This window comes from uncultured Ruegeria sp. (genome assembly GCF_947497005.1).
In the GTDB taxonomy this organism is placed as follows: Bacteria; Pseudomonadota; Alphaproteobacteria; order Rhodobacterales; family Rhodobacteraceae; genus Ruegeria.
In genome coordinates this window covers 252,917-274,658 of sequence record NZ_CANMFF010000007.1, presented here as the reverse complement: position 1 = coordinate 274,658, position 21,742 = coordinate 252,917, and the positions used below count along the sequence as shown (strand labels likewise).

Genomic DNA, 21,742 nt, shown 5'->3' with positions numbered 1-21,742 from the left:
CAAACCAACGACGACGAATATGAAGACCAGACCCGCAGACTCTCGTTATGAATGAGGGAGCCTCGGGGGGCAGGTCACTGCCAGAGCCGCATTCCAGATCGTCAGCCACCCCATCTTGTTCTGTTGGATCACTTCGGCCCGCTTGTCATAGATCGCCAGTTGCCGATTGGCGACGGCACCGGCACGCAAGCCAACCACACGCGCCCCGCTGGATACGGTCGCGGTTTCATCAACACCGGTGTACTCCGTGACCTTCGTGCCGGGTGGAACAACCAAGGCTTCGCGGTCGGGTTCAAACCAAGGTGCCAGAAAGTCCACGGCAAAGTCAGCACGTGCGACCCGCAATTGGGTTTCGACATATTTGATTCCAAAGGCTTCCATGCAATCTCGAAAGTGTCGCTCTGCGCCTTCCAAACCGCGCGTGGCCAACCCAAAGGCCCGGAAGTCGACAGTGATGCCGGGATTGTTGGGAATGCGGTCCTGTGGGTCTTGAAACAGCCACACCGCTCCGTGATCGCCTGTATGTGTAGTAAAACCACGCGCACCCTTGCTGGTCACGTTGAGTGACACGGTGCCAAATTCAAGGACGCAATCACTGTAGGTGTCTTTGGCATGTTGCTTGGCGGAGGCCAGTTCGTCGCGAAAGCCGTCGGGGATGTCCGCCTGAATAGTAAACTTCAGCCCATCGAAGCCTGAATGCAGGATCGTTGCTTCCATTTGCGATGACCTTCGCTTTCGTATTCGTGGAGGGGGGTGTTACAAGACCCCCCTCTATCGCGGCATGCCCTGCCGCTGGGAGATTTGGCGATGTGGGGAAAAGAGTACGGGGGCTTACGCCCCCTGAGTGCCTCCGGCGGGGCAGCATTTGTTTTGGGGCCGGAGCGAAGCCGCTCCGGTGCTGCCATCACCTGGCATTGGTTTGACGGCCAATCCAGATTTCAGCGCGCTCCGCGCATTTAGAGATATTCAGCAGGTCCGAATGATGGAAGCTGTTTGAATTGCGCCATTCGTCGACTGTGATCTTGCCATGTCGACCGATGGAAACGCGCCGTGTTCTTCCACCTTTGCGATATTGCGCCTGATAGGTTTTGGCACCGGAGGGCATGACGCGGACACCAAACCCGGCAATCTGACTATCCCAAACAAAGTAATCCTTCGCCTCAACGGGCAGGGCTTCTACGGCGCGCTTGGTCAGTTTCGGCATGCTCATTCCTTTACCTGTCATCGCCCCGTGGAAGCATTGTGGAAGCAACTGGAAGCGGTTCATGGCGTAAGAGGTAGGAATGGAGTGATGCGATCGTCAACAATAAAACAACGATTCCAATAAGATAGATTAGAACGGCGCTTTCCAGCGTAATTGGTGCAGGTGGGCGTAAACTATCTCATAACCTGAAGGTCGTAGGTTCAAATCCTACTCCCGCAACCAGCGTCAGAAAATCCAAAGCAGCCCGTTCAGACTACAATTGATCCACTGGATCAATTGCTTAACGTCTTCACCTCGAAAGGCTCATAACCTGAAGGGTGAGGAAGAATAGAGATCGATCCAGTGGATCGATCGCCTGATGAACGCGCAACGCGCAGGACCAGAGGTTCAAATCCTACTCCCGCAACCATTACTGCCGAACCAGCCGCCGCAAGGCGGCTTTTGTCGTTCTGGGCCAGCCCTATCATTGCTGCCAGGGGATGAGCCCTTCTTAAACGATGCAACGCTTCCTACGGAAGTCCGCCATGCGCAGAAAGCAGACTTTGCAAAATTCGATTAGTTCTCACAGGTGATCTTTAAAAGAAGTGAGTATGTCGCCTTGCAAAACGCCAATCTGGCATCCGCAGAATTCATAGGGGTATGCAATGCGCGGCATTCAATACTCTCTGAGACGTATGAATTCTGAATCGATCACACCGAAGGACAAGACTGCTGACACATGCCATCTGGTCTCGGTCGACCTTTCCGCGTCACGATATAAGAAATGGCATTGTTCTCGCCCCTGATGGACCGAAGGAAGCCTCTGACAAATAGCATCGTCTTTGATACTCCAAGTCCCATTGAGAGGGATACCATTCATCCAACCAAATTCCATTTCGACCGTTCCGTCAGCTCTTCGTTCTTCTGAATATGGCGCTCCAAATGGGCCTGTCGTGAACTGTTCTTCGAACTGATCGGAGTACAATTCAAGTAGCTCATCGTGCCCGATGCGGTCGCCTTCGCGCCCCTTGTCGAAACTATAAGGCCATTCAGGCAATCCAGACGCCAACATTGCTTCGGAATAGATAATGAATACATTTGGATCATCATAAATTTCGAACCATGGCTTCATCCACATCACATTCAGCCATACGTTATTGGTCAGAAAGCGCTGGATATATTCACGAGCCTTTTCACTATTGCCTTCGCGGAAAAAAGCTTCCGCCAGAAATCTAAAATGCTGTTCGCGCAGTTCGTTCTCCGGAATGCTAAGCAACAACGAAAGCGCTTTCTGGCTGTTGCCCGCCCGGAGTAAATTCCAAGCCAGATCCCCTTTGTCGCCCGAACTGAGGCGCGCAGACAGCGCCTCGTACTGATTGAACGCTTCAATGGCCTGTTCGTAATCGCCAACCGCATTCAGAGTGAGCCCGTGCACAAGCCTAAGGCCTGGTTCGCTTGGGCTGTTGAATACTGCGGCTCTCGCCATAGACAAAGCGCGGTCCCTTTGGAGTTGCTGCAATAGCAATCTGACCTGTAATCCAATAGCGACTGAATTTGAGGGATCGGTGCCAAGCACATCTCGGACAATAGTCTTTGCTTCATCCAGTGCGTCCAGCGTGAAACGTATTGTGTTGTAGCTTCCTTCCCAGATTTGAAAGTTGGCTTCTGCATATCCAAGCTTAGCCTCAACAAAGTTTGGATCTAGCGAGATTGCTTCCTCGTATAACGGCAGGGCTTTACCGATATCCGTGAAATCCTTGCTGTGCAGCAACCTATCGGCGTTTGCATAGGCAAGAAATGCGTTTTGGTCAGTTGTGGGCGTTTCTTCAAAAAATCGGCGCTCAACCGGGTTGAGTTTGAGCTTCAGCGCGCCAGCTGCTTTGAATTTCAGGTCGCTGACAAGGTCGAACAGCCGATCTTTTCCCCCTTCTACAACTTGCTCCCAGATGACGCCGTCGCCGCTTTCTGTTGCATCTCTGAGACGCGCACGGATTTCGATTTCGTTTTCGTGTGTTCTGACTGACCCGTCGAGAACATACCTGACATCAATGTCCCGTTTCAGGTCCGCTAACGTGACGGAGATACCTTTGTACCCCATCGATGTACTATACGAAGCAGAGGGCAACTGCCTGAGCCTGCCGTATGATCGAAGAAACAACTCTGTCACCATATCTGCCGAGACCCTGTCAGAGCTTGTTTCGGCGGTAAACGGGACGATCAATATTCCATCGTCGGGATCACCCAAGCTCGGAGTCCAGATTGAACCGATGAGGACACTCAAACCCACCAAAAGAACAACCGCTGCGACAACCATAGGTTTTCCGATCCGGCCTGAGATCGGGTTTGTATCGGCAAGAATTTTGCCGGCATCGCCTGGGTCAAGAAGCACTTTGAATGCTTGTATTGGCTCCGAAAGGTTCTTGACCTTGTTGAGCCCGACGTCGGCAAAGCCAAGATCCAGTTTGCCTTTCACGCTTTTGAATACCGTATCCGAGATCATAATCCCGTTGGGCTCAGCCAATCCTTCCAGTCGGGAAGCGACGTTCACCCCTTCCCCAAAAATGTCGTCTCCCTCGACGAGAATGTCACCGAGATTGATCCCAATACGATAAGAGATTCGTTTATCCGCATCCTGATCACGTTCGTGAATGATCATCGCGCGTTGTACCGAAGCCGCCCATGAAACCGCGTTTACGGCACTGGCAAACTCAATCAGTGCTCCGTCTCCCATGGTCTTCACTACCCGACCGTCAAACTCGATCACCTTTGGGTTAATGATCTTATTCAGGACAGTTCTTTGCCGCGCGAGGGTTCCGCACTCGTCCAACTCCATTAGTCGGCTGTAGCCAACCATGTCGAAAGCCACTATTGCGGATAGTCTTCTAACCTCATTTGACAAAGACACCTCCAACCCGTTGCAAACTTAGTGTAATGGCATTTTGGTCCGCTGTCCTATCCCGATACGTTAGGACGAAAATCCGTCCAACATGAACTCTTTCGTGTGCGGCTGTGGCAAGTTCATTGAACATCTCAGTTGAAATGATTTTTGGTCAACTTGTCTGGATTTCAGGAATTGCAAAACTTTGGCGCCAACGTCCGGTTTGGGCTTCCTCCAGTCACTGACGCGAAAAGCAGCGAACGGCGACACCGAGCCCGAAGTGCTTAATGCCGCAGTACGCACGAACGACCGTAGTCCGTAGATGACTGCCGTTGTTGTCTGAACGAAGGGTCCAAGCCAAACTTCACTGACGATCCAACTTCGCCGGATCGCCGACAGAACTTTCACCGACGCGTTTTGCCTTATCGCGTAGTATTGAGATATACACACTCCAGGCGAACGCTGGGGCTATTTCAAGGCTCCCGGATTTGCCGCAATTTAGCCGACGAATGCTTCTGCGGAACACAATCGGGGTCGTGTCACTGACCCACCCCGAAAGGGTGCAGGCCCGAAGAGACGTCTTTGACCACGTCCACGAACTCATCCACCATTTTCGAGTTCTCCGCTGCCCGTCGCGCAATGTAGAGTTCGATGCTTTCGCCATCCGTTTGGTACGGGATGCAACTCAAATGTGCAGGCGCCAGGGCGCGAATCCATGCAGGTGCCAGCCCGATGCCAACCCCGTGCGCCACCAGCTGCAACATGGTGGATTTGTCGATGACTTCGCAGGCGATGTCTGGTTGCCACCCATGGGCGCGATAGCTGTTCCAGAGCAGGTCGTGAAGGATTGGGCGGGCGTGTTTTGGAAACCCGATAATCGGATGATCCCTGATATCTGCCGCTGACAGCGTGCCCCGGCTTGCAAGTTCCGATGAGGATGGCAAGACCACAACAGCGCCCTGCTGGTACAAAAGGTCCGCTTTCAAATACTCCTCCTCAGGGGGTTTGCGGACAAAAGCAATGTCGGTGCGGTGATTTGCAAGCTCTTGCGTATGGTAATCCGAGGACGAAATCTCAAGAATGTCCACATGTACCGAAGGCTGCCGTTTGCGGAACTCCATCAGCGCCGGCGGCAGCAGCATCGAGATCGCCTCATCAACCCCGCTGACCCGCAATGTCTTCAGGCCGCCGTCGGCCGCATGCCGGGCTTTGGAAACGGATTTCTCGATATCCGCCAGAATACGCTTGGCGTCGCGCAGGAACTCGGACCCCGCTTGCGTCAAACTGACCTGCCGGGTTGTGCGAAAGAACAGGGCAAAGCCCAGCTCGTGTTCCAGCGCGGAAATGCGGTCGGACAAGGCAGGCTGGCTGAGGCCAAGACGTTCGCCCGCCTTTCGAAAATGCAACTCTTCGGCGACCGCTACAAAGCACTGAAGTTGGCGAAGTTCCAAATCAACCTGTCCCGACTACCGTATCACGCGCACCCGTTGCTGATTGCCCAGCCCGCGTTCAAAATCACGGATCGCATCCGCGAATTCCAGCGAGTTCAGGGTGTCGTCGCGGCCCTCAAGATGGGCAGTCTGTGTTGCGTCGTCCATTTCAAACGGGTGTGCCGCCTCGCCGTGCCTGATGACCCGGTTTTCGATATCAATCGTATAGTTGGCACCATTCTCATGGGATGCCGCCTGCATCAGTTGTTCCCGGACCTCGGGACTGACGATGGGCAAGGCAAGGCCGTTCTTGCGCGCATTGTCATAGAAAATGCCTGCAAAGCTGGTGCCGATGATGCCCTGAATGCCCAATTGAACCAGCCCCCAGACCGCGTGTTCCCGGCTGGACCCGCAGCCGAAATTATCGCCGACAATCAATATTCTGGCCTCGTGCCAGGGATGTGTGTTCAGTACAAAATCCGCGCGCGGCGTATCATCGTCGTGAAAGCGCAGATCGGCGAATGTGCCATCTGCCAACCCCTCGCGCGTGATGGTGATCAGAAAGCGTTTGGGCATGATCACATCGGTATCGACATTGGCAAGTGGTAGGGCGGCGGCGAGCCCATGAACAGTTTTTGGCATCTTATTCCGCTCCTTCGCTCAGAAATTCGCGGACATCCGCGATACGGCCATTGATGGCGGCGGCGGCCACCATTTCAGGGCTCATCAAATGGGTACGCGCGCCGCGGCCTTGCCGTCCTTCGAAATTGCGGTTGGTCGAGGACGCAATCCGCTCTCCATCCATGGCGATATCGTCATTCATCGCAAGGCACATCGAACAGCCGCTTTCCGGGCGCCAGTCAAAGCCCGCTTCGATAAACACCCGGTCGATCCCCTCAGCCTCGGCCTGTAGGCGGGTATAGGTCGAGCCAGGTACGACGATGGCGTTCACCGATCCGGCAACCTTCTTGCCTTTCAGGATTGTCGCCGCGGCGCGCAGATCCTCGATGCGGCTGTTGGTGCATGAGCCGATAAAGGCGCTGTCGATTTCTATATCGGTCATCGCCTGACCGGCCTTCAAATCCATATAATCCAGCGCCCTGTTCAGAACCTCGCGTGCCTTGGGCGTCATCCCCTCGGTCTCGGCGGGGACTGAGCCGTCGACAGGAACGGACTGATCCGGGCTGGTGCCCCAGCTGACAAGCGGGGCAATATCGGCGGCGTCGATCTTAAACACCGTGTCATAATCCGCGCCCGCATCCGAATTCCAATCCAGTCCGCCGAAATCCAGCGTGCCGCTATGTGCGCGCCCTTTGGTTTTCTCAAGCGCCTTTTCGTCGGCTCCAATCAAGGCGGCCCGCCCGCCCAACTCGACCGCCATGTTGCAGATTGTCATCCGCCCGGACATTTCCTGCGCGCGGATGGCGGAACCGGAAAACTCGACGGCATAGCCATTGGCGCCGCCTGCGCCGACCACCTGAACGACCTTCATGATGATATCCTTGGCAGTTACACCGGGGGCAAGATCGCCATCGATATTGACCAGCATTGTCTTCAGCCGCTTATAGCGCAGGGTCTGCGTCGCCAGCACGTGTTCGACCTCGGACGTACCGATGCCAAATCCCAGCGCCCCAAAAGCCCCATAGGTCGTGGTGTGGCTGTCGCCGCAGGCAATCAACATCCCTGGCGCGACAAGCCCCTGTTCGGGGACAACAACATGCTCGATCCCCTGGCGGCGGTCACCCAGGCCATAGAAGGCGATGTTGTGCTTTTTGCAATTGGCTTCCAGATTGTCGATCAGCAGCTTGGAGGCCGCATCATGCGGATCGCGCTGCCGTGTGGCATTAACGTGATCAACGACCGACAGATGAGCTTCGGGCCGCCAAACGGAGAGCCCTTTCTGATCCAGCCCAGAAAACGCCTGCGGGCTGGTGTATTCATTCATAATGTGGAAATCGACATAGATCAGCATGTCGCCGTCCGGCAGATCGCAGACCTTATGTGCGTCCACCAGTTTATCGTAAAGCGTCCTGCTCATTCGGCAGCATCCTTCTGTTCGGTGTGGTGCAGGAAAAATGCGCGCATTCGGCTGGCTATTTCGTCCGGGATCTCTTCGGCCATGTAATGCGTGGCATCGACGGCCTCGCCCTCAACCCGGTGCGCTCGCTCCTGCCACAGCGCCATTGCATCAAAGCAGGTTTCGATCACCCCGCGCTTGGCCCATAGGACCATAAGCGGTTGTTCTATCTTCCGCCCGTCGTCCTGATCGTCATGTTCGATATCGATGGTCGCAGCGGCACGATAATCCTCGCAAGCGGCATGGACCGCCTCGGGTGCGCTGAAGGCGTCGATGTATTCGTTGAGCGCCGCAGCGGCAAAGGGGTTTTTGCCCTTGGCCTGATTGAAGCATTTCAATTTCCAGAACTGCGCGGGATCTTTGCCGATAATCTGTTCCGGGATGGGGTGTTTCTGAATCAGAAAGAACCAGTGCCAATAGGCGCTGGCAAATTCCATTGAGGTATCGCGATACATTTCGCGAGTCGGTGCGATGTCCAACAGGACTATCGCGCGGACTATTTGGGAATGATCCAGCGCCATTCGGTGGGTGACACGCGCACCGCGATCATGTGCACCGACCAGAAAGATCTCATGCCCCATCTGAGACATGACGGAGACCATGTCTTTTGCCATTTCGCGTTTCGAATAGGGCGTATGCCGATCATCTGAGGCGGGTTTGGACGAGCGGCCATATCCGCGCAGGTCGGCGCAGATGACATGAAACTGATCTGTGAGTTGCGGGGCAACCGCGTGCCACATGGCTGATGTCTGCGGATAGCCGTGCAACAGCAAAAGGCCCGGATTGCCGGGGTCGCCACCGTGGCGCACAAAAATCTTCTGCTCGCCGACATTCAAAGTCAGTTCCTCGAAATCCAGAAACATATCTGTGCGCTCCGCTAAAACGATTGGTTATTCAATATAGCCGACCTTTTCGATAATATTGATCGGATTTACTGATCAATTCTTCCGAAAAATCATCACCGCTCAAGCATGTAATCTCGATCAGCATATTTATTCAGGTCAGCCCGGCCTGACTGAAAGGGAGGAAGCTATGAATATCTGGAAGACATCAAGTCTGGTTGTTGCGCTCGTTACTGGTGCAGGTTCCGCATTTGCCGCCTGTGATCCGGGCGAAGTCGTCATCAAGTTCAGCCATGTAACCAATACCGACAAACACCCCAAGGGCATTGCAGCGACGCTGCTGGAACAGCGCATCAACGAAGAGATGGACGGGAAAGCCTGTATGGAGGTCTTCCCAAACTCGACCCTCTACAATGACGACAAGGTGCTTGAGGCCATGTTGCAGGGCGACGTACAATTGGCCGCGCCGTCGTTGTCCAAGTTCGAGAAATTCACCAAGAAATTCCGTATCTTCGACCTTCCGTTCCTATTCAAGAATATCGAGGCGGTCGATGCATTCCAGAGCTCGGACGCCGGGCAAGCTCTGCTGGATTCGATGCAGCGCCGTGGCCTTCAAGGGCTGACTTTCTGGCACAACGGCATGAAACAGATGTCGGCCAATGTTCCGCTGGTTACACCGGCCGACGCGGATGGGTTGAAATTCCGGGTCATGTCCTCGGACGTGCTGGTGGCGCAGATGGAAGCCATCGGAGGTAGCCCTCAGAAGATGGCGTTCTCGGAGGTCTACGGCGCGCTTCAGCAGGGTGTTGTAGACGGCCAGGAAAACGTCTGGTCCAACATTTATGGCAAGAAGTTCTTTGAAGTGCAGGATGGCATCACCGAGACCAATCACGGCATCATCGACTATCTGGTCGTGACCTCGGTCGACTGGCTGGACAGTCTGGACCCGGAGGTGCGCGAGCAATTTCTGACCATACTGGGCGAGGTGACAGCCACCCGAAACTCAGAATCCTATGAGGTCAATCAAAAGAACCGTCAGGCGATCCTGGACGCGGGCGGCACCATTCGCACCCTGTCGGATGACGAACGTCTGGAATGGGTCACCGCCATGCAGCCGGTATGGGAGCAGTTCTCTGTCGATATCGGTCAGGACTCCCTCGACACAGCAGTTCAGATCAACTCTGGCTTCTGAGCCACACCATCGGCGGGCAGGACATTCCTGCCTGCTGTTTTCCTGAAAACGGCTGTTGGGAGGGTAGGCTATGACCAACAATCACTCGTTCATGGACCGGATCGAAGAAGTTTTGATCGCCGCAATTCTGGGTCTGATGACCGCACTGACATTTGCCAACGTCGTCGCCAGATATGTCTTTAACTCAAATATCCTTTGGGCATTGGAGATGACCGTCTTCATGTTCGCCTGGCTGGTTCTGCTTGGGTCGTCCTATGCGGTGAAAAAACACGCACATCTGGGGGTCGATCTGGTGGTGAACATGCTGCACGGAGACGCCCGAAAGTGGCTGGCATTGACCGCTGCCGCTGTTTGTGTCGCCTTCTCACTTCTTATGCTGAAAGGATCGTGGGACTACTGGGCCAACTTCGCCAACCTGCCCGCCACCGAAGGACGCTGGTTCCCGCTTGGGTTCGAGCAAGACTATCGCGAGAAGGGCTGGTACGAGACCAATGACGTCCCGATGCCCGGTATCCTCGCCTGGATGGCAGACACCTTCAACGAGGGCGAGGCCTACGAAAAAATCCCGCGTTTTCTGCCCTACATCGTGCTGCCGATTTCGATGGCCTTGCTGTTGCTGAGGTTTGTTCAGGCGACATTCAGCATCCTAAACGGAAAGACGGATCGGCTCGTGGCCAGCCACGAGGTTGAAGAAGAACTGGCTGAGATTGAAGCCCAGAACGCGGAGGCAAAATAATGGAAACCGTCCTTCTCTTTGCCATGGTCATCGGCTTCCTGATGATCGGCGTCCCGATTGCGATCTCGCTTGGGATGTCTTCAATTCTATTCCTGCTGTGGTTTTCCGACAGTTCGCTGGCCTCGGTCGCGCAGACCTTGTTTGCCGCATTCGAAGGCCACTTTACCCTGCTGGCGATCCCGTTCTTCATTCTGGCTTCGGCCTTTATGACAACAGGCGGTGTGGCGCGGCGGATCATTCGCTTCTCGATAGCATGTGTCGGCCATTTCCCGGGCGGCCTCGCGATTGCGGGCGTGTTTGCCTGTATGCTGTTTGCCGCGCTGTCAGGTTCATCGCCAGCCACCGTTGTCGCCATCGGTACAATCGTGATCTCTGGTATGCGGCAGGTCGGATACTCGAAGGAGTTCGCCGCCGGTGTGATCTGTAATGCTGGTACGCTGGGCATCCTGATCCCACCCTCCATCGTGATGGTGGTCTATGCCGCCTCGGTCGAGGTGTCGGTGGGCCGGATGTTCCTTGCAGGTGTCATTCCAGGACTGTTGGCCGGTGTGATGCTGATGGTCACCATTTATGTCATCGCCAAGATCAAGAACCTGCCCAAGGGCGAGTGGAAGGGTTGGGGTGAAGTTTTCCAGTCGGGCCGTGAAGCCGGTTGGGGCCTGTTCCTGATCGTGATTATTCTGGGCGGTATCTATGGTGGTATCTTCACGCCTACCGAAGCCGCCGCTGTGGCCGCCGTCTATGCTTTCTTCATCTCCACCTTTGTCTACAAAGACATGGGTCCGCTGGCTGCCCCCAAAACCCGCAGCCTGTCGGCCGCCGCAGTGATCGAAAACGCGCCTGCCGGGCTGCGCATTCCCCTAAAGAACAAACCATGGGCGATTATCACAGCCATTGTGCATCCGGACACGCAAAAGACCTTGTTCGATGCGGGGAAACTGACCGTGACACTGCTGTTTGTGATCGCCAACGCGCTGATCCTGAAACATGTGCTGACGGATGAGCAAATCCCGCAGCAGGTCGCCAACGCGATGCTGTCTGCGGGCTTCGGGCCAGTGATGTTCCTGGTGGTCGTCAACATCATCCTGCTGATAGGGGGTCAGTTCATGGAACCCTCGGGCTTGCTTGTTATCGTAGCACCCCTGGTCTTTCCCATCGCTATCGAGCTGGGCATCGATCCGATCCATCTGGGCATCATCATGGTGGTGAACATGGAGATCGGTATGATCACCCCGCCGGTGGGCTTAAACCTCTTCGTCACCTCGGGCGTTGCCGGGATGCCGATGATGAGTGTGGTCAAGGCAGCCCTGCCGTTCCTTGCCGTGCTGTTCGTGTTCCTGATCGTCGTCACCTACGTTCCGTTCTTGTCTACATTCCTCCCCAATACGTTCATGGGACCGGAAATCATAACCCAGTGACGGGCACTGCGCTGGCGGCATCTGTCGCCAGCGCATTTTGTTCAAGATAGTAGGATTTGTGCGACTATTGTGATGGTTCAACGGAGTAACAATGCCAGAAATCTCCTTCCATCTACTTTGAGGGTTTAAGTGATCAGTCTGGGAGTGGCTCAGTCGAATAATCCAGCTCAATTTCGGCTCTATGCGCAGGTCGATCTTACGGTCGTTGTGAAGCGAACATAGCGGTCGTTATTACTAAACCAACCGAGGTCCGTCTTGTCCTCATCTCGGAAGTCACCTTGCTTGGATTTGATGGTCCACTTTGGGCTGTCTGCGGCCCTCCGGCGCAAGCGGGCCAATGGCGGAAAAATCCGCAAGACATCTTTAGCGCACTTCAATGCTGGGTCTGCCATCCGTCCCAATGCGGTCATTAATTCAAACAGCCAGGGCATGCGCAAAGTTGGCCTGTTAGATTAATAGTTCCGCTGACGTTCGGCAAAGGCCAAATCCTGCTCCCGCAACCAGCGTCAGAAAATCCAAAGCAGCCCGTTCAGACTACAATTGATCCACTGGATCAATTGCTTAACGTCTTCAAGGTGTTGAGCCATTGCTGGCCGCGCTTGGCGTTCTTCCATGTTGGCAGGCGGTCAATGTGAACCTGACGGCTGAGTTCTTCAAAGGTCGGGATTTCGCGCTGAGCATTGAATCGAGGGTTTAACCCAGCTTTCGCCATTCGCCGGTATTCGAGGGCTCTTTCTCGGGCTTGATTCAGTGTGACGACATCGGCGCCGCCTAAACCGAAATCTGTGCGCAGCGGCGCGCCCTTTCGGTTCTTCTGCCCCTTTACCGTAACGCGTACGATCCAGCGCCGCGCACCTGAAGGGTCAACAACAAGGTAAAGGCCAAAACCGTCGCCATGCCGACCCGGGCCAAGATTCTCTACCAGCTTCTTTGTCAGCTTTCCTCTGAGCGCAGAGATGAAAATACCACAAAACATACCGCTCAACGAAATATTCTAAGGACAACTTGGCAAAACTCAAGATGATACTATGAGATGGTAAGTGCTGATTATTTATAGGAATATGGCACGTTAGACAGGTCATGCCACTTCGCCGAAATAGGTTGATGGCGGAGACGAAGGGATTCGAACCCTCGAGACCCTTCCGGGCCTACTCCCTTAGCAGGGGAGCGCCTTCGACCACTCGGCCACGTCTCCGCCGATGGGTATATCCTTGCAAGCAACGGAAATACAAGGTCAATTCTCGTGGGTTTGGTAGTTTTCTTTGAAACCCCGGAAATCTTTGAAAACGCAACAATTCCCGCAGAATTAAAAAGGTTTCAGGCCGACATTGGACCATGGCCGCTGTTCTACAGCCCATTCTTGCGAGGTGTAGATTCGCGACACTCGGTCCTGTGGCGTAAGCTATGAAAGCGACACCCTAAATTGTGTCCCGAGGTGTAAGGCGCCTCATTCTGGCGTTGTCCAGACCCAGCAGCGGTGCTTTGTATTCCGTTGCGATACGGCCGTTTACATTCAGAAGATGGGCTCAAAGTGCTGTAAGGCACGAAAAAACGCGCGTTGAATGCACCGATCACGATCCGGTCACGATCCGGTAACGCCCGAATGCGAATCGTTGTTCCGTTGAATAGGAGAATAACATGCCGCAACATACCGTTCCGTCCGAGCCGTGGCAGCACCTTTGGAAGCCCAATCATGACGTAGGCAGCGATCAATGCCGTTCCAGCATTCAGATTGGCACCCCAGAAAGGGGGGGCAAGGATCATAACGGTGAATCAGATATGTTCGTAGGGATATGGCCCACGAATTTCTCGAAGGGCTTGCGGCATGATGAAAACGGTATCGTCGATGCGCAGGTTTACGCTGAGTTTCTGGAAGAAGTGGCTGACCCAACCTGCACCGACAATCATGGAAACAGGCTGGCGTTGTTTGATACACCAGCCTATTCCGGGCCCTTCCGCACCACGCCATCAGAGGGTGGCGAATTTAGATGGCGTGCGTGGGAAGGGCCAATCCTGGGTCACCGGTTGGGCCTTAATGGCTCGGATGCTGGTGGTTTGGGTATCGCCCCGGCGCCCAGACTTGGATCAGATGAGCTGGCGGCGGAAATGGCTGAAGCCTATGCGATGGCCTATCTGCGGGATGTGCCCTTTGAAACCCTTCGGGATGGCGCGGACGAAGCGGGCAAAGTGGTTGGCGCACTTGGTCAGTTAGAGTGGTTCTCCCGCGCCGGTTGCCCCGAGGAAGCCGATGGCACAGAGATTGGAAAAGTACCGGCCGCCCGGCGGGTGCGTGATGGCGAGGGACTGACACCTCAGACATTGTTCCGAGGCTGCAGCCAGGGCTGCGCGCAGGGGCCGTACCTATCGCAATTTCTGGTACAGGGGCATGAACCTCTGACGGTCGGCGATGCCCATGCGCGGGGGCAACGGTTGACACAGTCTGTGGCCACCGGGGCAATGCCATTTGGTGCGTTGCGGATCGACCAGAGAGTTGCGCCCCAGGCTGTGGGCGTGGATTACCTGCGGGATTGGGCTGAATGGCTGGATGTTCAGAACGGGGCCGACACTACCGGCGAACAGGCCTTTGAGAATGACGGCCCGAAATTCATTGAAACGCCGCGCGATCTTGCAACTTACGTACATTTCGACACGATTTATCAGGCCTTTTTCAATGCCTGTCTTCTGATGCTCGACCAAGGTACTGAGACGGATGGAGGCCTGCCCGATGCTGGGCGTACCTGCACGCATGAGTCTGGAACCTCTTGGGCTGGGGCACATGTGCTGTCATTGCTGGCAGAAACCGCAACCCGGGCTTTGCGGGCCGTGAAACGCCAGACGTTTCAGGTACACAACCGCGCACGCCCCGAAAAGTTGGGCAGCATTGCGAGTCTGATAGCGAATGGGCACGGCGTGGTGCTTGGCCCAGCTGAGCCGTTTGCTGCCGCCCATTTGAAAAAACTGGAAAGCGCCGTTTGTGAGGACTTCAGTCTCATTGTTGCTATTGCTGACGCGCCGTCTGCTAGACGTTTCGTACATGGTACAGTTTCCCGTAAGGGTTTGCCGACAAATGATCGCAACTTGCTGTTGCCTGTTGCGTATCCTGAAGGCTCACCGATGCACCCGTCATATGGAGCGGGGCACGGGGCTGTTGCCGGCGCATGCGCCACCGTGCTCAAGGCGTTTTTCAAGACCCATGCCCCGGACGGTTCCCGGGTGGCTTTGACCGAGGCGGCAATGCCGCAAGTTCTTGTTCCGGCGGCGGGGGGCAAAACGTTGATCGAGTCCGCACGACCATCCGACAGCGGTGCCAAGCTGACGCTGAACGGTGAGCTGAACAAGCTGGCCGCGAATGTCGCGATCGGGCGCAATCTGGCAGGGGTTCACTTTTACAGCGACTATTTCGACAGTGTTCGGATGGGCGAACGTGTTGCCGTTGGCATTCTGGCCGAACATTTGGCCAAATTCCCGGAGACCGCGAATATGTCTCTTGAGACGTTTGATGGAGATTGGCTCAACATCGTTGGCAATCGTTTCTCCGGCAGTCAAATCCACATTGCGAACAGTACGCCTGAAAGGTGGTGGACCCGTCATTTGCCTGAACAGGCGGGCTGGGAAGAATGAGTGTGTCCAACACCATGTCCGGTCATTCTTCATGATGTTTCCCTACGCGTCACCTGTTGCGATGCCCCGATTGGAATCGATTCCGCGATGGCATCGGTACCCGGCATTCCATCCTTGTGTTTCTAAATTTCAGCGGTGTTCGTTGATGTCTGTTTTCAAATCGCCGGGCCTTGCCGATCAAGGTGTGAACACAGCCGCCCTGTCAGCTTGGAATTCAAGTATTCAGGACATCTTCGATGGATGCGGCGTCAGCCCGTTTCTGGTCATGGACCCGCGTGACATAGAATTGGGCCAGCCTGCGCGTGGGTTCAGATGGCTGGCCAATCCGCGCGAGCCCCGGGATTGTCTGGGCGATGAACTGGCCGCGCGCCTGTCTGATCAAGGTTGGTCCAGCAGGGCTGAATTGCACAACGAATACTTGGAATACACGCTGGTAATGCGACCCGATGCCAGCGGCAGAATGCGTCCAAAGCGGTTTGTGGCCACGACCGAGTTTATGGAATGGTGGCGAACCATGGCGGTGTTCGACCTGGATCATTTTCTTTCGGTGGTCGCAACTGTGTCCGGAAGTTTCTACTCCTGCGAGGACCTGTTTGAAGCCTCGCAATCAGAGTGGAACTTGATGGAGGTTTCTCAGCGCATGGCTCGCTTCCACAAAAGGCTGGTTGGTCGGAATCACGTGCAACCGCCGGAACATCCGCTGAATATCCAGCATGTTCTGTTTATGGCCAATAAGGCAAACAGTCTGATCGATCTGATCCATACCATGCATCTTTCCTCCTTCCCGTATCTTGTAACCAGCGGCGAAAACAGAAGGCGTGCGCGGCTGGGAGAAGTGCTTGATTTCGCATACCGGCAAGACCTGTATTGCCAGCATGCCGGGACCCGATTGGCCAAAGAAACACTCGATTTGGCCTTCGGAAAAGGCGGCGCGTCACCGACTGGCCGAGCGATGGCGTTCTCTGATCCGTTGGTGCTCTATATTCAGGCGTTCCATGAATCCGATCTGTTTGCGGGCGAAAACAACGTGCCTTTGGATTGGGTCCGATACGCACGCGGTGCGCCAGGAATGCCCATGCGTCTGGAGTTCGGACCTGCCGACGATGACCCGTGGTTCCTGGATGAAATCACATTGGGATCAGGCGCATCGGCGCGACCCGTCTCGGGGTATACACTCGCCAGCCTGATTGAGGTCGGCCCCCTTATCACAGTTGCTGCCAAACCACGTGCGATCACTCGCGTAGAGTTTGTTGAAATCCCAGATGTTGATCCGGCGCGGTTTGTTTGTGGTTTGCCCGAGACCCAACGATGCAGGCAGATCTCTGAATTCGCGGATCAGTGCGAGGCAGAAGCCGAGGGTGACTCGACGCCTTTTCGTGAAAACAAAAACTGAAGGGCGCTCAAATCGACGCGATTTTGACCACCGGCAGAGGGATTTCCGGGGCCGTCATGTCAAAAATCGCAACCGGACGGCAAGCAATTTTGCTCGCCGCTCTCAACACGCCCGTGAGCGTCGGGTTTGGGGCGTCCCACCCTTCCACATCGAACAGCGTTGTCGGAGCAGTAGCCCGGTCAGATTGCGCGCCGCGATACAACCGGAACAAACGCGTTTGTTCAGTGTCCATGCCGTCTTCTGTCACGCCGTTATGATCAAGCATCACCATGTTGCGCCAAGACACCACTGCCTCGGATGCAGCGTGCCAGACGCCTTGCGCCAGATCGGCGGAAAACGCTGTGCCGTAGGTTGGCCTGCCGCCATCCACATCTGCGCAGACCGCACGTAACAAAAGGCCGATGCCCGGGACTTCGTGGATGTGAATGCTCAGTTGCCGCAAGTGTGCATTTAGCCAGCGGGTCAGATCACAGGGCAGTGCTGTTTCCGGCAACAGATGAGTAAACTCTTGTGACCCAAGAGCGTGCTCCAGAAACTCCAGCGCGGCCCACAAGGCTGCGGCCTCATGCGTCGGGCCGGCAGCGGCACCTTTTGAGGTGATCTTCCCGTTACTGCACGGGGCACCCAGTGCAAGTGCACCACTTGGCATCACATGGATTGCGCCGTCCGATGCGATCAGGCTTTCGCGGGTTTCAGGCTCGTCACTGCTGTATTGCAGAGCATAGCGTTCTATCGCCTCAAACCCCGCCAGTCGCGCGGCCTCTTCCCTGGTGCAGCCGGTGCCGAAGGACACCCGATGTTTCATCGCACCTTTGGGCGGCTGAGTCCCGGCGCGCAATTCGATCTTGCGAAAGGCCGCGTGGATCGGAGTGTCTTTGGGAAAATCAGCAAAAGAGGGTCTGGAAATAAGCCGCGCAGCTTCGGCCCTTTCAATGAACGCATCGGTCATTTTCGTTTCCTGATAAGGATATGAGGGGTTATACAAATGAGCATTATTGTTTGAGAAGGAGATTTTACATGGCTCGTCTTATTTTAAACCCACAGTTTTCGATCAAAGATCTGGGCTGCGAAGTCCTCAGGGCAGCACGTGGCCGTGCGCTCGGTGAAAAGGGGCTTGAGGAAGAAGCAGAATCAAAAATCCGCGAGATGGTCGCCGCAAATGAGGGGCTGGAGGTTCATTTCGCTTATGATAACAAAGACTTGATCAATATCATCATTCCGGATATTTCGGACAAAATCACCGAAGACAACGCCGACTACAAATCGTGGTGCGATGACTTCGCCTGTGAGGCAATGGGCGGTATCGTCGTCTTCGGTTGCGGCAAATAAAGAGGGTGTCCCACCTCGTCTGAGGGTCATTCGTGACGAAAGCACGAACCAAGATATTCATGACTGGCCCGTTTCAGGTCATTTGCGACGACGGCCGGGACGCGACACCACGCGGCACCAAGGCGAAAGCGCTTGTCGCCCTGGTGTTGTTGTCGAAAAATGCTGTCCGCAGCCGGGCCTGGCTGCAGGATAAACTCTGGAGTGGCAGTTCCCCGTCGCAGGGCGCGGCATCGCTGCGCAAGGAACTGAGCGTACTGACCAAACATTTCGGGCAGTACGACCTGACCTTTCTTGAAATTGGCCGCGAAAATGTGTCCATCGACCTGAAGTCAGTCGAAGTGGACCTGTTCGACGAACAGTTGCAGCCAGATCGCGCCGAACTACTGGAAGGTCTGGATGTGGCCGATCCCGAGTTCGAGGATTGGCTGGCGATCGAACGTCAGGCCTATTGGGATATCGATACAGGAGAAGACGGGCCAGCCCCGCTGAGCACGCGTGTTCCGGCCCATTGGGGGCGGCAGCGCCCTGCCATCGTGGTAGAGCCGATGGAGGTGGTCGGGGATTCGCCGGATGTATCCGTGGCCGCGACATCGATCCGCGATGAGTTGCTTTTTCTGCTGGGCACCTTGTCCGATGTCATCGAACTGCGCGATGCGCGCAGGCAGGAAGGGCCGGTTCAGGGTTATGTTCTCAGTGGCAGTGTTGTTGGCGCGGAAGGGTTGAGGGTGGCGGCACAGCTGACCTCGACCGACAATCAGATCTGCCTCTGGACCGAGCGGTTCCGGTTTCGCAAACAGGATACGTTCGACGCGGTGGAAGAGATTGCCATGAAGGTGGTCGAGGCGCTGCAATTGCGGCTCCGCGACGGCCACTGGTCGGAAATCTGGGCGGCCCGCGCCACGTCGACCGAGATCTGGACTGCCTTTCAGAACGGCCGAATTCAGGAAAGCCACACGACCGAGGACGGTCTGTTCCGCGCCATCCGGCAGTACGAAATCTGCCTCAGCCGCGATCCGGACTATCTGCCCGCCCGGATCGCAATCGGTTTCTGTCAGCTGGATCTGATCCGGTTGGGCATGGACGATGCGCCCGGACAGACCTTGGCGCAGGTCGATGCGAAATGTCTGGAGCTGCGAAAAAAGCACCCCACCGACCCATATTGCGCGGCGCTTGAGGCGTTCACCAAAAACGTGGCCGGTAAGACGGACGAAGCCTGCGACCTGATGCGCAAGGTGGTCGAGCGATTTCACAGCAGCCCCGAAATGCTGGGATACTACGCCGGTCTGCTTGGGTATGATGACCGGCTGGATTCCGAAATTGCCGTTTACTGTCAGGCCCTTACGTTGACACCGCATCCACCGATCTGGATCGAGGCCAATCTGGCCATGGCCCTTGCGCTGAACGCTGACAAGACCGCATGGCAGCACGCACATAATGTGCTGCGCGTGGACCCGGGCAGCGTGCGCGCGCGCATTGTGCTGTGTATGCTTTCGGCAGCGGCCGGAAACCGGTCACTGGCTCAGCGGCACGCCCGGCGCATTCTTGAATTGCAACCGGGTTTCACCGCCGAGCGCTGGGCCTGGCCCGCCTGTTTCAGGAAACAAAGCCACTATTCAGACGTGGTGAAACTGCTGTCCGAGGCCGGGCTTTAGGCGGTCAGCCTTCTTCCAAAACCTTGCGCGCGACCCGGAAGCACTCCAGCGCCTGCGGCACACCGCAATAGATACCGATGACATGAATGATGGCGCGGATTTCCTCTTTGCTGACGCCATTGTTGATCGCGCCGCGGCAATGGATTTCCCATTCGTGCATCTTGCCCAGAGCGCCGATCATCGACAGGTTCATCATTGACCGCGTTTTCGCATCAATCACGTCATCGCCCCAACCGAAACCCCAGCACCAGGCCGTCATGGCCTCCTGAAACGGGCGGGTAAAGTCATCGGCAGCGGCAAGGTTCTTTTCCACATACTCTGCGCCCAGCGTGTTCTTCCTTTGCTCTAACCCTTTCAGGAACAGGTCTTCGTCGAAAATGTCGGCCATTGCGAGTCTCCGGTGTGTCAGCGTGCCAGGCGGTGTTTGTAAAGGTGGTCGTAATGCGGTTTCATCCGGCGGTGCACCTGTTTCACCCGATCTGACGCGTCCGTGATGTCGATATGCTTGCGCGGCTGCGGGGCAAGTCCGGTTGATTTCGCAAGGTTGCCGTGGAACGATCCTCCGTCCCACCAACTGTGGGCCGATGGGTCTCCGCCGGGCGCCCAGGTCAACGCGTCTTCGAGGAAGCGGATACCCACCGCCTCGCAAAAGGCCTGGGTCATGCCGTGAGGGTCTTCCAACAGGTCATCGCTGTCGATCACCGGCGGCGGCGTTCCGTGCAGCGCCGTCAACAGATCGAACAGGGCACGCTGTTCGGGAAAGCCAACCTCGCCTTCGGCAAAGTCGGGCCATTGCTTGTACATCGACGTGATGGTCTTGGCCGGATCCCGGATCAGAAAGGCATGGGTGAAATGCGACAGGAACTCAGCATCCCACATGTGGTTGATGTAATGCGGGAAATCCTTGAGAAAGACCGGGCCTTTTTCTGCTCGTGCCTGAACATCCTGCCAGACACTGTCCAGCGTCAGGCCCGGCGTCGTAACGTCCTCTGGCTGAAACCGGTGCCACAAGGGGTCTTCGCCCTGATACCACGCCTCGCCAAAGGGTTCGTGCAGACAATCCAGATCTCCACGTTGCCGCATCATCCACTCAAACGCGGTCGAGGTGGATCGGGGCACAGCCCATAGCGCGAGGATCTTGTGCATAGTCATGGCCTTTCGTGCAGTCACAGACGTTTCAGCAATTGTCCGCGCGGTGTGTCGGGCGCGATACCGAGGGATTTGAAAATGCGCCAGTAAAGCGCGATATCGTGGCCGATCACCGGCTTGCCCAGGGCGGCCTCAAGCGTATTGGCCAGATGCAGCGGACGCTGTGGCAGGCCATCAGGTCCGGTGCGGAAGTTGCACATGCCGTTGATCAGGATCGCATCGGCCTGAGGAGCCTTGTTGGCGACGTATTCAAAGCTCTTCAATGCCAGATCTCCGTCAAAGACCCAGCGATAGGAATTGACCTCTTCCTGACTGTCGAACCAGCCTTGGTCGTGAAAATTTCCGGCCCAGACGACATCAAACCCGGCTTCTTTCAGGAAGCCGACCGTGCCCTGCCACCATTCCGGCCAGTGATAGGCGGCGTTCAGGGCAACCTTCTCGACGTTCATGTCATGCAGTGCCTCGACCATGGCATACCCTGCCATGTGAAAGCGGGTACCGTATTTGTCTGACAGGTCTTCGCAATGTTGCCGGACACCTTCCACGCCCAGCCCGCAAGCATGAACCCAGTTCGAACCGACCTGACCACAAACATCCACGCCGTTGCGCGACATGCAGTGAACGAAATCATCCAGCATACCAAAGTTCTTTTTGCGCTGGTCCAGATCGTGCACGTAGTCCGGCACGTGCAGCATCCAACCATGAACGCCGACGGTTTTGGGGCATATGCGCAAGAAATCTGATGGGGCAGCGTCGAAGTCGAACGGCGGCGAAGTAAAGCCGACCTGATGGGGAAACAGTTTGTGTTCTGGGCGCCAGTCTTTGGGCATCAGCATTGGGGG

19 protein-coding genes and 1 tRNA gene are annotated in these 21,742 nt (G+C 55.8%); 7 read left to right on the top strand and 13 right to left on the bottom strand.

Translation table 11 applies throughout. The features are described from left to right. Positions 1–45 precede the first annotated feature (45 nt). The 7 genes from Q0816_RS12445 to Q0816_RS12415 form a co-directional block, all read right to left on the bottom strand. The gene (locus tag Q0816_RS12445) at positions 46–717 is read right to left on the bottom strand and encodes a hypothetical protein (RefSeq protein ID WP_298850900.1); all 672 of its coding nucleotides are present in this window, start codon (positions 715–717) and stop codon (positions 46–48) included. 187 nt (positions 718–904) lie between these two features. Next, entirely contained in the window at positions 905–1,204 is a 300-nt protein-coding gene (locus Q0816_RS12440) for an Arm DNA-binding domain-containing protein (protein ID WP_298850898.1), read from the bottom strand. Positions 1,205–1,859: 655 nt separating this feature from the next. Then, positions 1,860–4,082 carry a tetratricopeptide repeat protein gene (locus Q0816_RS12435; protein WP_298850896.1) on the bottom strand — a complete coding sequence of 741 codons (2,223 nt, stop codon included), beginning with the start codon at positions 4,080–4,082 and terminating at the stop codon, positions 1,860–1,862. A 518-nt stretch (positions 4,083–4,600) separates the two neighbouring features. Continuing rightward, positions 4,601–5,512, bottom strand: a complete 912-nt coding sequence (locus Q0816_RS12430) for a LysR family transcriptional regulator (protein ID WP_298850894.1) — start codon at positions 5,510–5,512, stop codon at positions 4,601–4,603. Between the two features lie 15 nt (positions 5,513–5,527). Then, the gene (leuD, locus tag Q0816_RS12425; protein WP_298850892.1) at positions 5,528–6,133 is read right to left on the bottom strand and encodes a 3-isopropylmalate dehydratase small subunit; all 606 of its coding nucleotides are present in this window, start codon (positions 6,131–6,133) and stop codon (positions 5,528–5,530) included. Between the two features lies 1 nt (position 6,134). Next, positions 6,135–7,529, bottom strand: coding sequence for a 3-isopropylmalate dehydratase large subunit (gene leuC / locus Q0816_RS12420; RefSeq protein WP_298850890.1), 1,395 nt, complete (start codon positions 7,527–7,529; stop codon positions 6,135–6,137). Further along, a complete protein-coding gene (locus Q0816_RS12415) occupies positions 7,526–8,431 on the bottom strand; it encodes an alpha/beta hydrolase (protein WP_298850888.1) in 906 nt (301 codons plus the stop codon). Before Q0816_RS12415 ends, leuC begins: the two co-directional genes overlap by 4 nt. A gap of 169 nt (positions 8,432–8,600) precedes the next feature. Between Q0816_RS12415 and Q0816_RS12410 the strand changes: the two genes are divergently transcribed. The 3 genes from Q0816_RS12410 (at position 8,601) to Q0816_RS12400 (ending at position 11,756) form a co-directional block, all read left to right on the top strand. Further along, positions 8,601–9,602, top strand: coding sequence for a DctP family TRAP transporter solute-binding subunit (locus Q0816_RS12410; RefSeq protein ID WP_298850886.1), 1,002 nt, complete (start codon positions 8,601–8,603; stop codon positions 9,600–9,602). 70 nt (positions 9,603–9,672) lie between these two features. Continuing rightward, on the top strand, positions 9,673–10,338 hold the full coding sequence (locus Q0816_RS12405; RefSeq protein ID WP_298850885.1) for a TRAP transporter small permease: 666 nt from the start codon (positions 9,673–9,675) through the stop codon (positions 10,336–10,338). After that, entirely contained in the window at positions 10,338–11,756 is a 1,419-nt protein-coding gene (locus Q0816_RS12400) for a TRAP transporter large permease (protein WP_298850883.1), read from the top strand. Before Q0816_RS12405 ends, Q0816_RS12400 begins: the two co-directional genes overlap by 1 nt. A 553-nt stretch (positions 11,757–12,309) precedes the next feature. Here the strand turns inward: Q0816_RS12400 and Q0816_RS12395 are convergent. Together Q0816_RS12395 and Q0816_RS12390 are read right to left on the bottom strand one after the other, a co-directional pair. Next, on the bottom strand, positions 12,310–12,732 hold the full coding sequence (locus tag Q0816_RS12395; RefSeq protein WP_298850923.1) for an Arm DNA-binding domain-containing protein: 423 nt from the start codon (positions 12,730–12,732) through the stop codon (positions 12,310–12,312). 129 nt (positions 12,733–12,861) lie between these two features. Further along, positions 12,862–12,951, bottom strand: a tRNA-Ser gene (locus tag Q0816_RS12390). Between the two features lie 443 nt (positions 12,952–13,394). Between Q0816_RS12390 and Q0816_RS12385 the strand changes: the two genes are divergently transcribed. Together Q0816_RS12385 and Q0816_RS12380 are read left to right on the top strand one after the other, a co-directional pair. After that, positions 13,395–15,377, top strand: a complete 1,983-nt coding sequence (locus Q0816_RS12385; protein ID WP_298850881.1) for a hypothetical protein — start codon at positions 13,395–13,397, stop codon at positions 15,375–15,377. A gap of 145 nt (positions 15,378–15,522) precedes the next feature. Continuing rightward, complete coding sequence (locus Q0816_RS12380; protein ID WP_298850879.1) at positions 15,523–16,770, top strand: hypothetical protein; 1,248 nt, start codon at positions 15,523–15,525, stop codon at positions 16,768–16,770. A 7-nt stretch (positions 16,771–16,777) separates the two neighbouring features. Here Q0816_RS12380 and Q0816_RS12375 read toward each other — a convergent pair whose 3' ends face one another. Beyond that, entirely contained in the window at positions 16,778–17,719 is a 942-nt protein-coding gene (locus Q0816_RS12375) for a YcaO-like family protein (protein WP_298850877.1), read from the bottom strand. Between the two features lie 68 nt (positions 17,720–17,787). Here Q0816_RS12375 and Q0816_RS12370 point away from each other — a divergent pair, with 68 nt between their 5' ends. Beyond that, positions 17,788–18,099 (top strand): hypothetical protein, encoded by a 312-nt coding sequence (locus Q0816_RS12370; protein ID WP_298850875.1) that lies wholly within the window; start codon positions 17,788–17,790, stop codon positions 18,097–18,099. Positions 18,100–18,131: 32 nt separating this feature from the next. Continuing rightward, positions 18,132–19,751, top strand: coding sequence for a hypothetical protein (locus Q0816_RS12365; RefSeq protein ID WP_298850873.1), 1,620 nt, complete (start codon positions 18,132–18,134; stop codon positions 19,749–19,751). A 4-nt stretch (positions 19,752–19,755) separates the two neighbouring features. Here the strand turns inward: Q0816_RS12365 and Q0816_RS12360 are convergent, their stop codons facing one another. Genes Q0816_RS12360 through Q0816_RS12350 form a run of 3 tightly spaced genes read right to left on the bottom strand, consistent with a single transcriptional unit; the run spans position 19,756 to position 21,736 of the window. Then, entirely contained in the window at positions 19,756–20,139 is a 384-nt protein-coding gene (locus tag Q0816_RS12360; protein ID WP_298850871.1) for a carboxymuconolactone decarboxylase family protein, read from the bottom strand. A 17-nt stretch (positions 20,140–20,156) separates the two neighbouring features. Then, positions 20,157–20,897: a sulfotransferase family protein gene (locus Q0816_RS12355; RefSeq protein WP_298850868.1), complete on the bottom strand. Its 741-nt coding sequence runs from the start codon at positions 20,895–20,897 to the stop codon at positions 20,157–20,159. Between the two features lie 20 nt (positions 20,898–20,917). Further along, entirely contained in the window at positions 20,918–21,736 is an 819-nt protein-coding gene (locus Q0816_RS12350) for a hypothetical protein (protein WP_298850864.1), read from the bottom strand. Positions 21,737–21,742 lie beyond the last annotated feature (6 nt).

Bases quoted from the DNA above. Each gene is read 5' to 3' on its own strand.
- Q0816_RS12445 (WP_298850900.1), bottom strand. From the start codon at position 717: ATGGAAGCAACGATCCTGCATTCAGGCTTCGATGGGCTGAAGTTTACT.
- Q0816_RS12440 (WP_298850898.1), bottom strand. From the start codon at position 1,204: ATGCCGAAACTGACCAAGCGCGCCGTAGAAGCCCTGCCCGTTGAGGCG.
- leuD (WP_298850892.1), bottom strand. From the start codon at position 6,133: ATGCCAAAAACTGTTCATGGGCTCGCCGCCGCCCTACCACTTGCCAAT.
- leuC (WP_298850890.1), bottom strand. From the start codon at position 7,529: ATGAGCAGGACGCTTTACGATAAACTGGTGGACGCACATAAGGTCTGC.
- Q0816_RS12415 (WP_298850888.1), bottom strand. From the start codon at position 8,431: ATGTTTCTGGATTTCGAGGAACTGACTTTGAATGTCGGCGAGCAGAAG.
- Q0816_RS12410 (WP_298850886.1), top strand. From the start codon at position 8,601: ATGAATATCTGGAAGACATCAAGTCTGGTTGTTGCGCTCGTTACTGGT.
- Q0816_RS12405 (WP_298850885.1), top strand. From the start codon at position 9,673: ATGACCAACAATCACTCGTTCATGGACCGGATCGAAGAAGTTTTGATC.
- Q0816_RS12400 (WP_298850883.1), top strand. From the start codon at position 10,338: ATGGAAACCGTCCTTCTCTTTGCCATGGTCATCGGCTTCCTGATGATC.
- Q0816_RS12395 (WP_298850923.1), bottom strand. From the start codon at position 12,732: ATGTTTTGTGGTATTTTCATCTCTGCGCTCAGAGGAAAGCTGACAAAG.
- Q0816_RS12385 (WP_298850881.1), top strand. From the start codon at position 13,395: ATGCCGCAACATACCGTTCCGTCCGAGCCGTGGCAGCACCTTTGGAAG.
- Q0816_RS12380 (WP_298850879.1), top strand. From the start codon at position 15,523: ATGTCTGTTTTCAAATCGCCGGGCCTTGCCGATCAAGGTGTGAACACA.
- Q0816_RS12375 (WP_298850877.1), bottom strand. From the start codon at position 17,719: ATGACCGATGCGTTCATTGAAAGGGCCGAAGCTGCGCGGCTTATTTCC.
- Q0816_RS12370 (WP_298850875.1), top strand. From the start codon at position 17,788: ATGGCTCGTCTTATTTTAAACCCACAGTTTTCGATCAAAGATCTGGGC.
- Q0816_RS12360 (WP_298850871.1), bottom strand. From the start codon at position 20,139: ATGGCCGACATTTTCGACGAAGACCTGTTCCTGAAAGGGTTAGAGCAA.
- Q0816_RS12355 (WP_298850868.1), bottom strand. From the start codon at position 20,897: ATGCACAAGATCCTCGCGCTATGGGCTGTGCCCCGATCCACCTCGACC.
- Q0816_RS12350 (WP_298850864.1), bottom strand. From the start codon at position 21,736: ATGCTGATGCCCAAAGACTGGCGCCCAGAACACAAACTGTTTCCCCAT.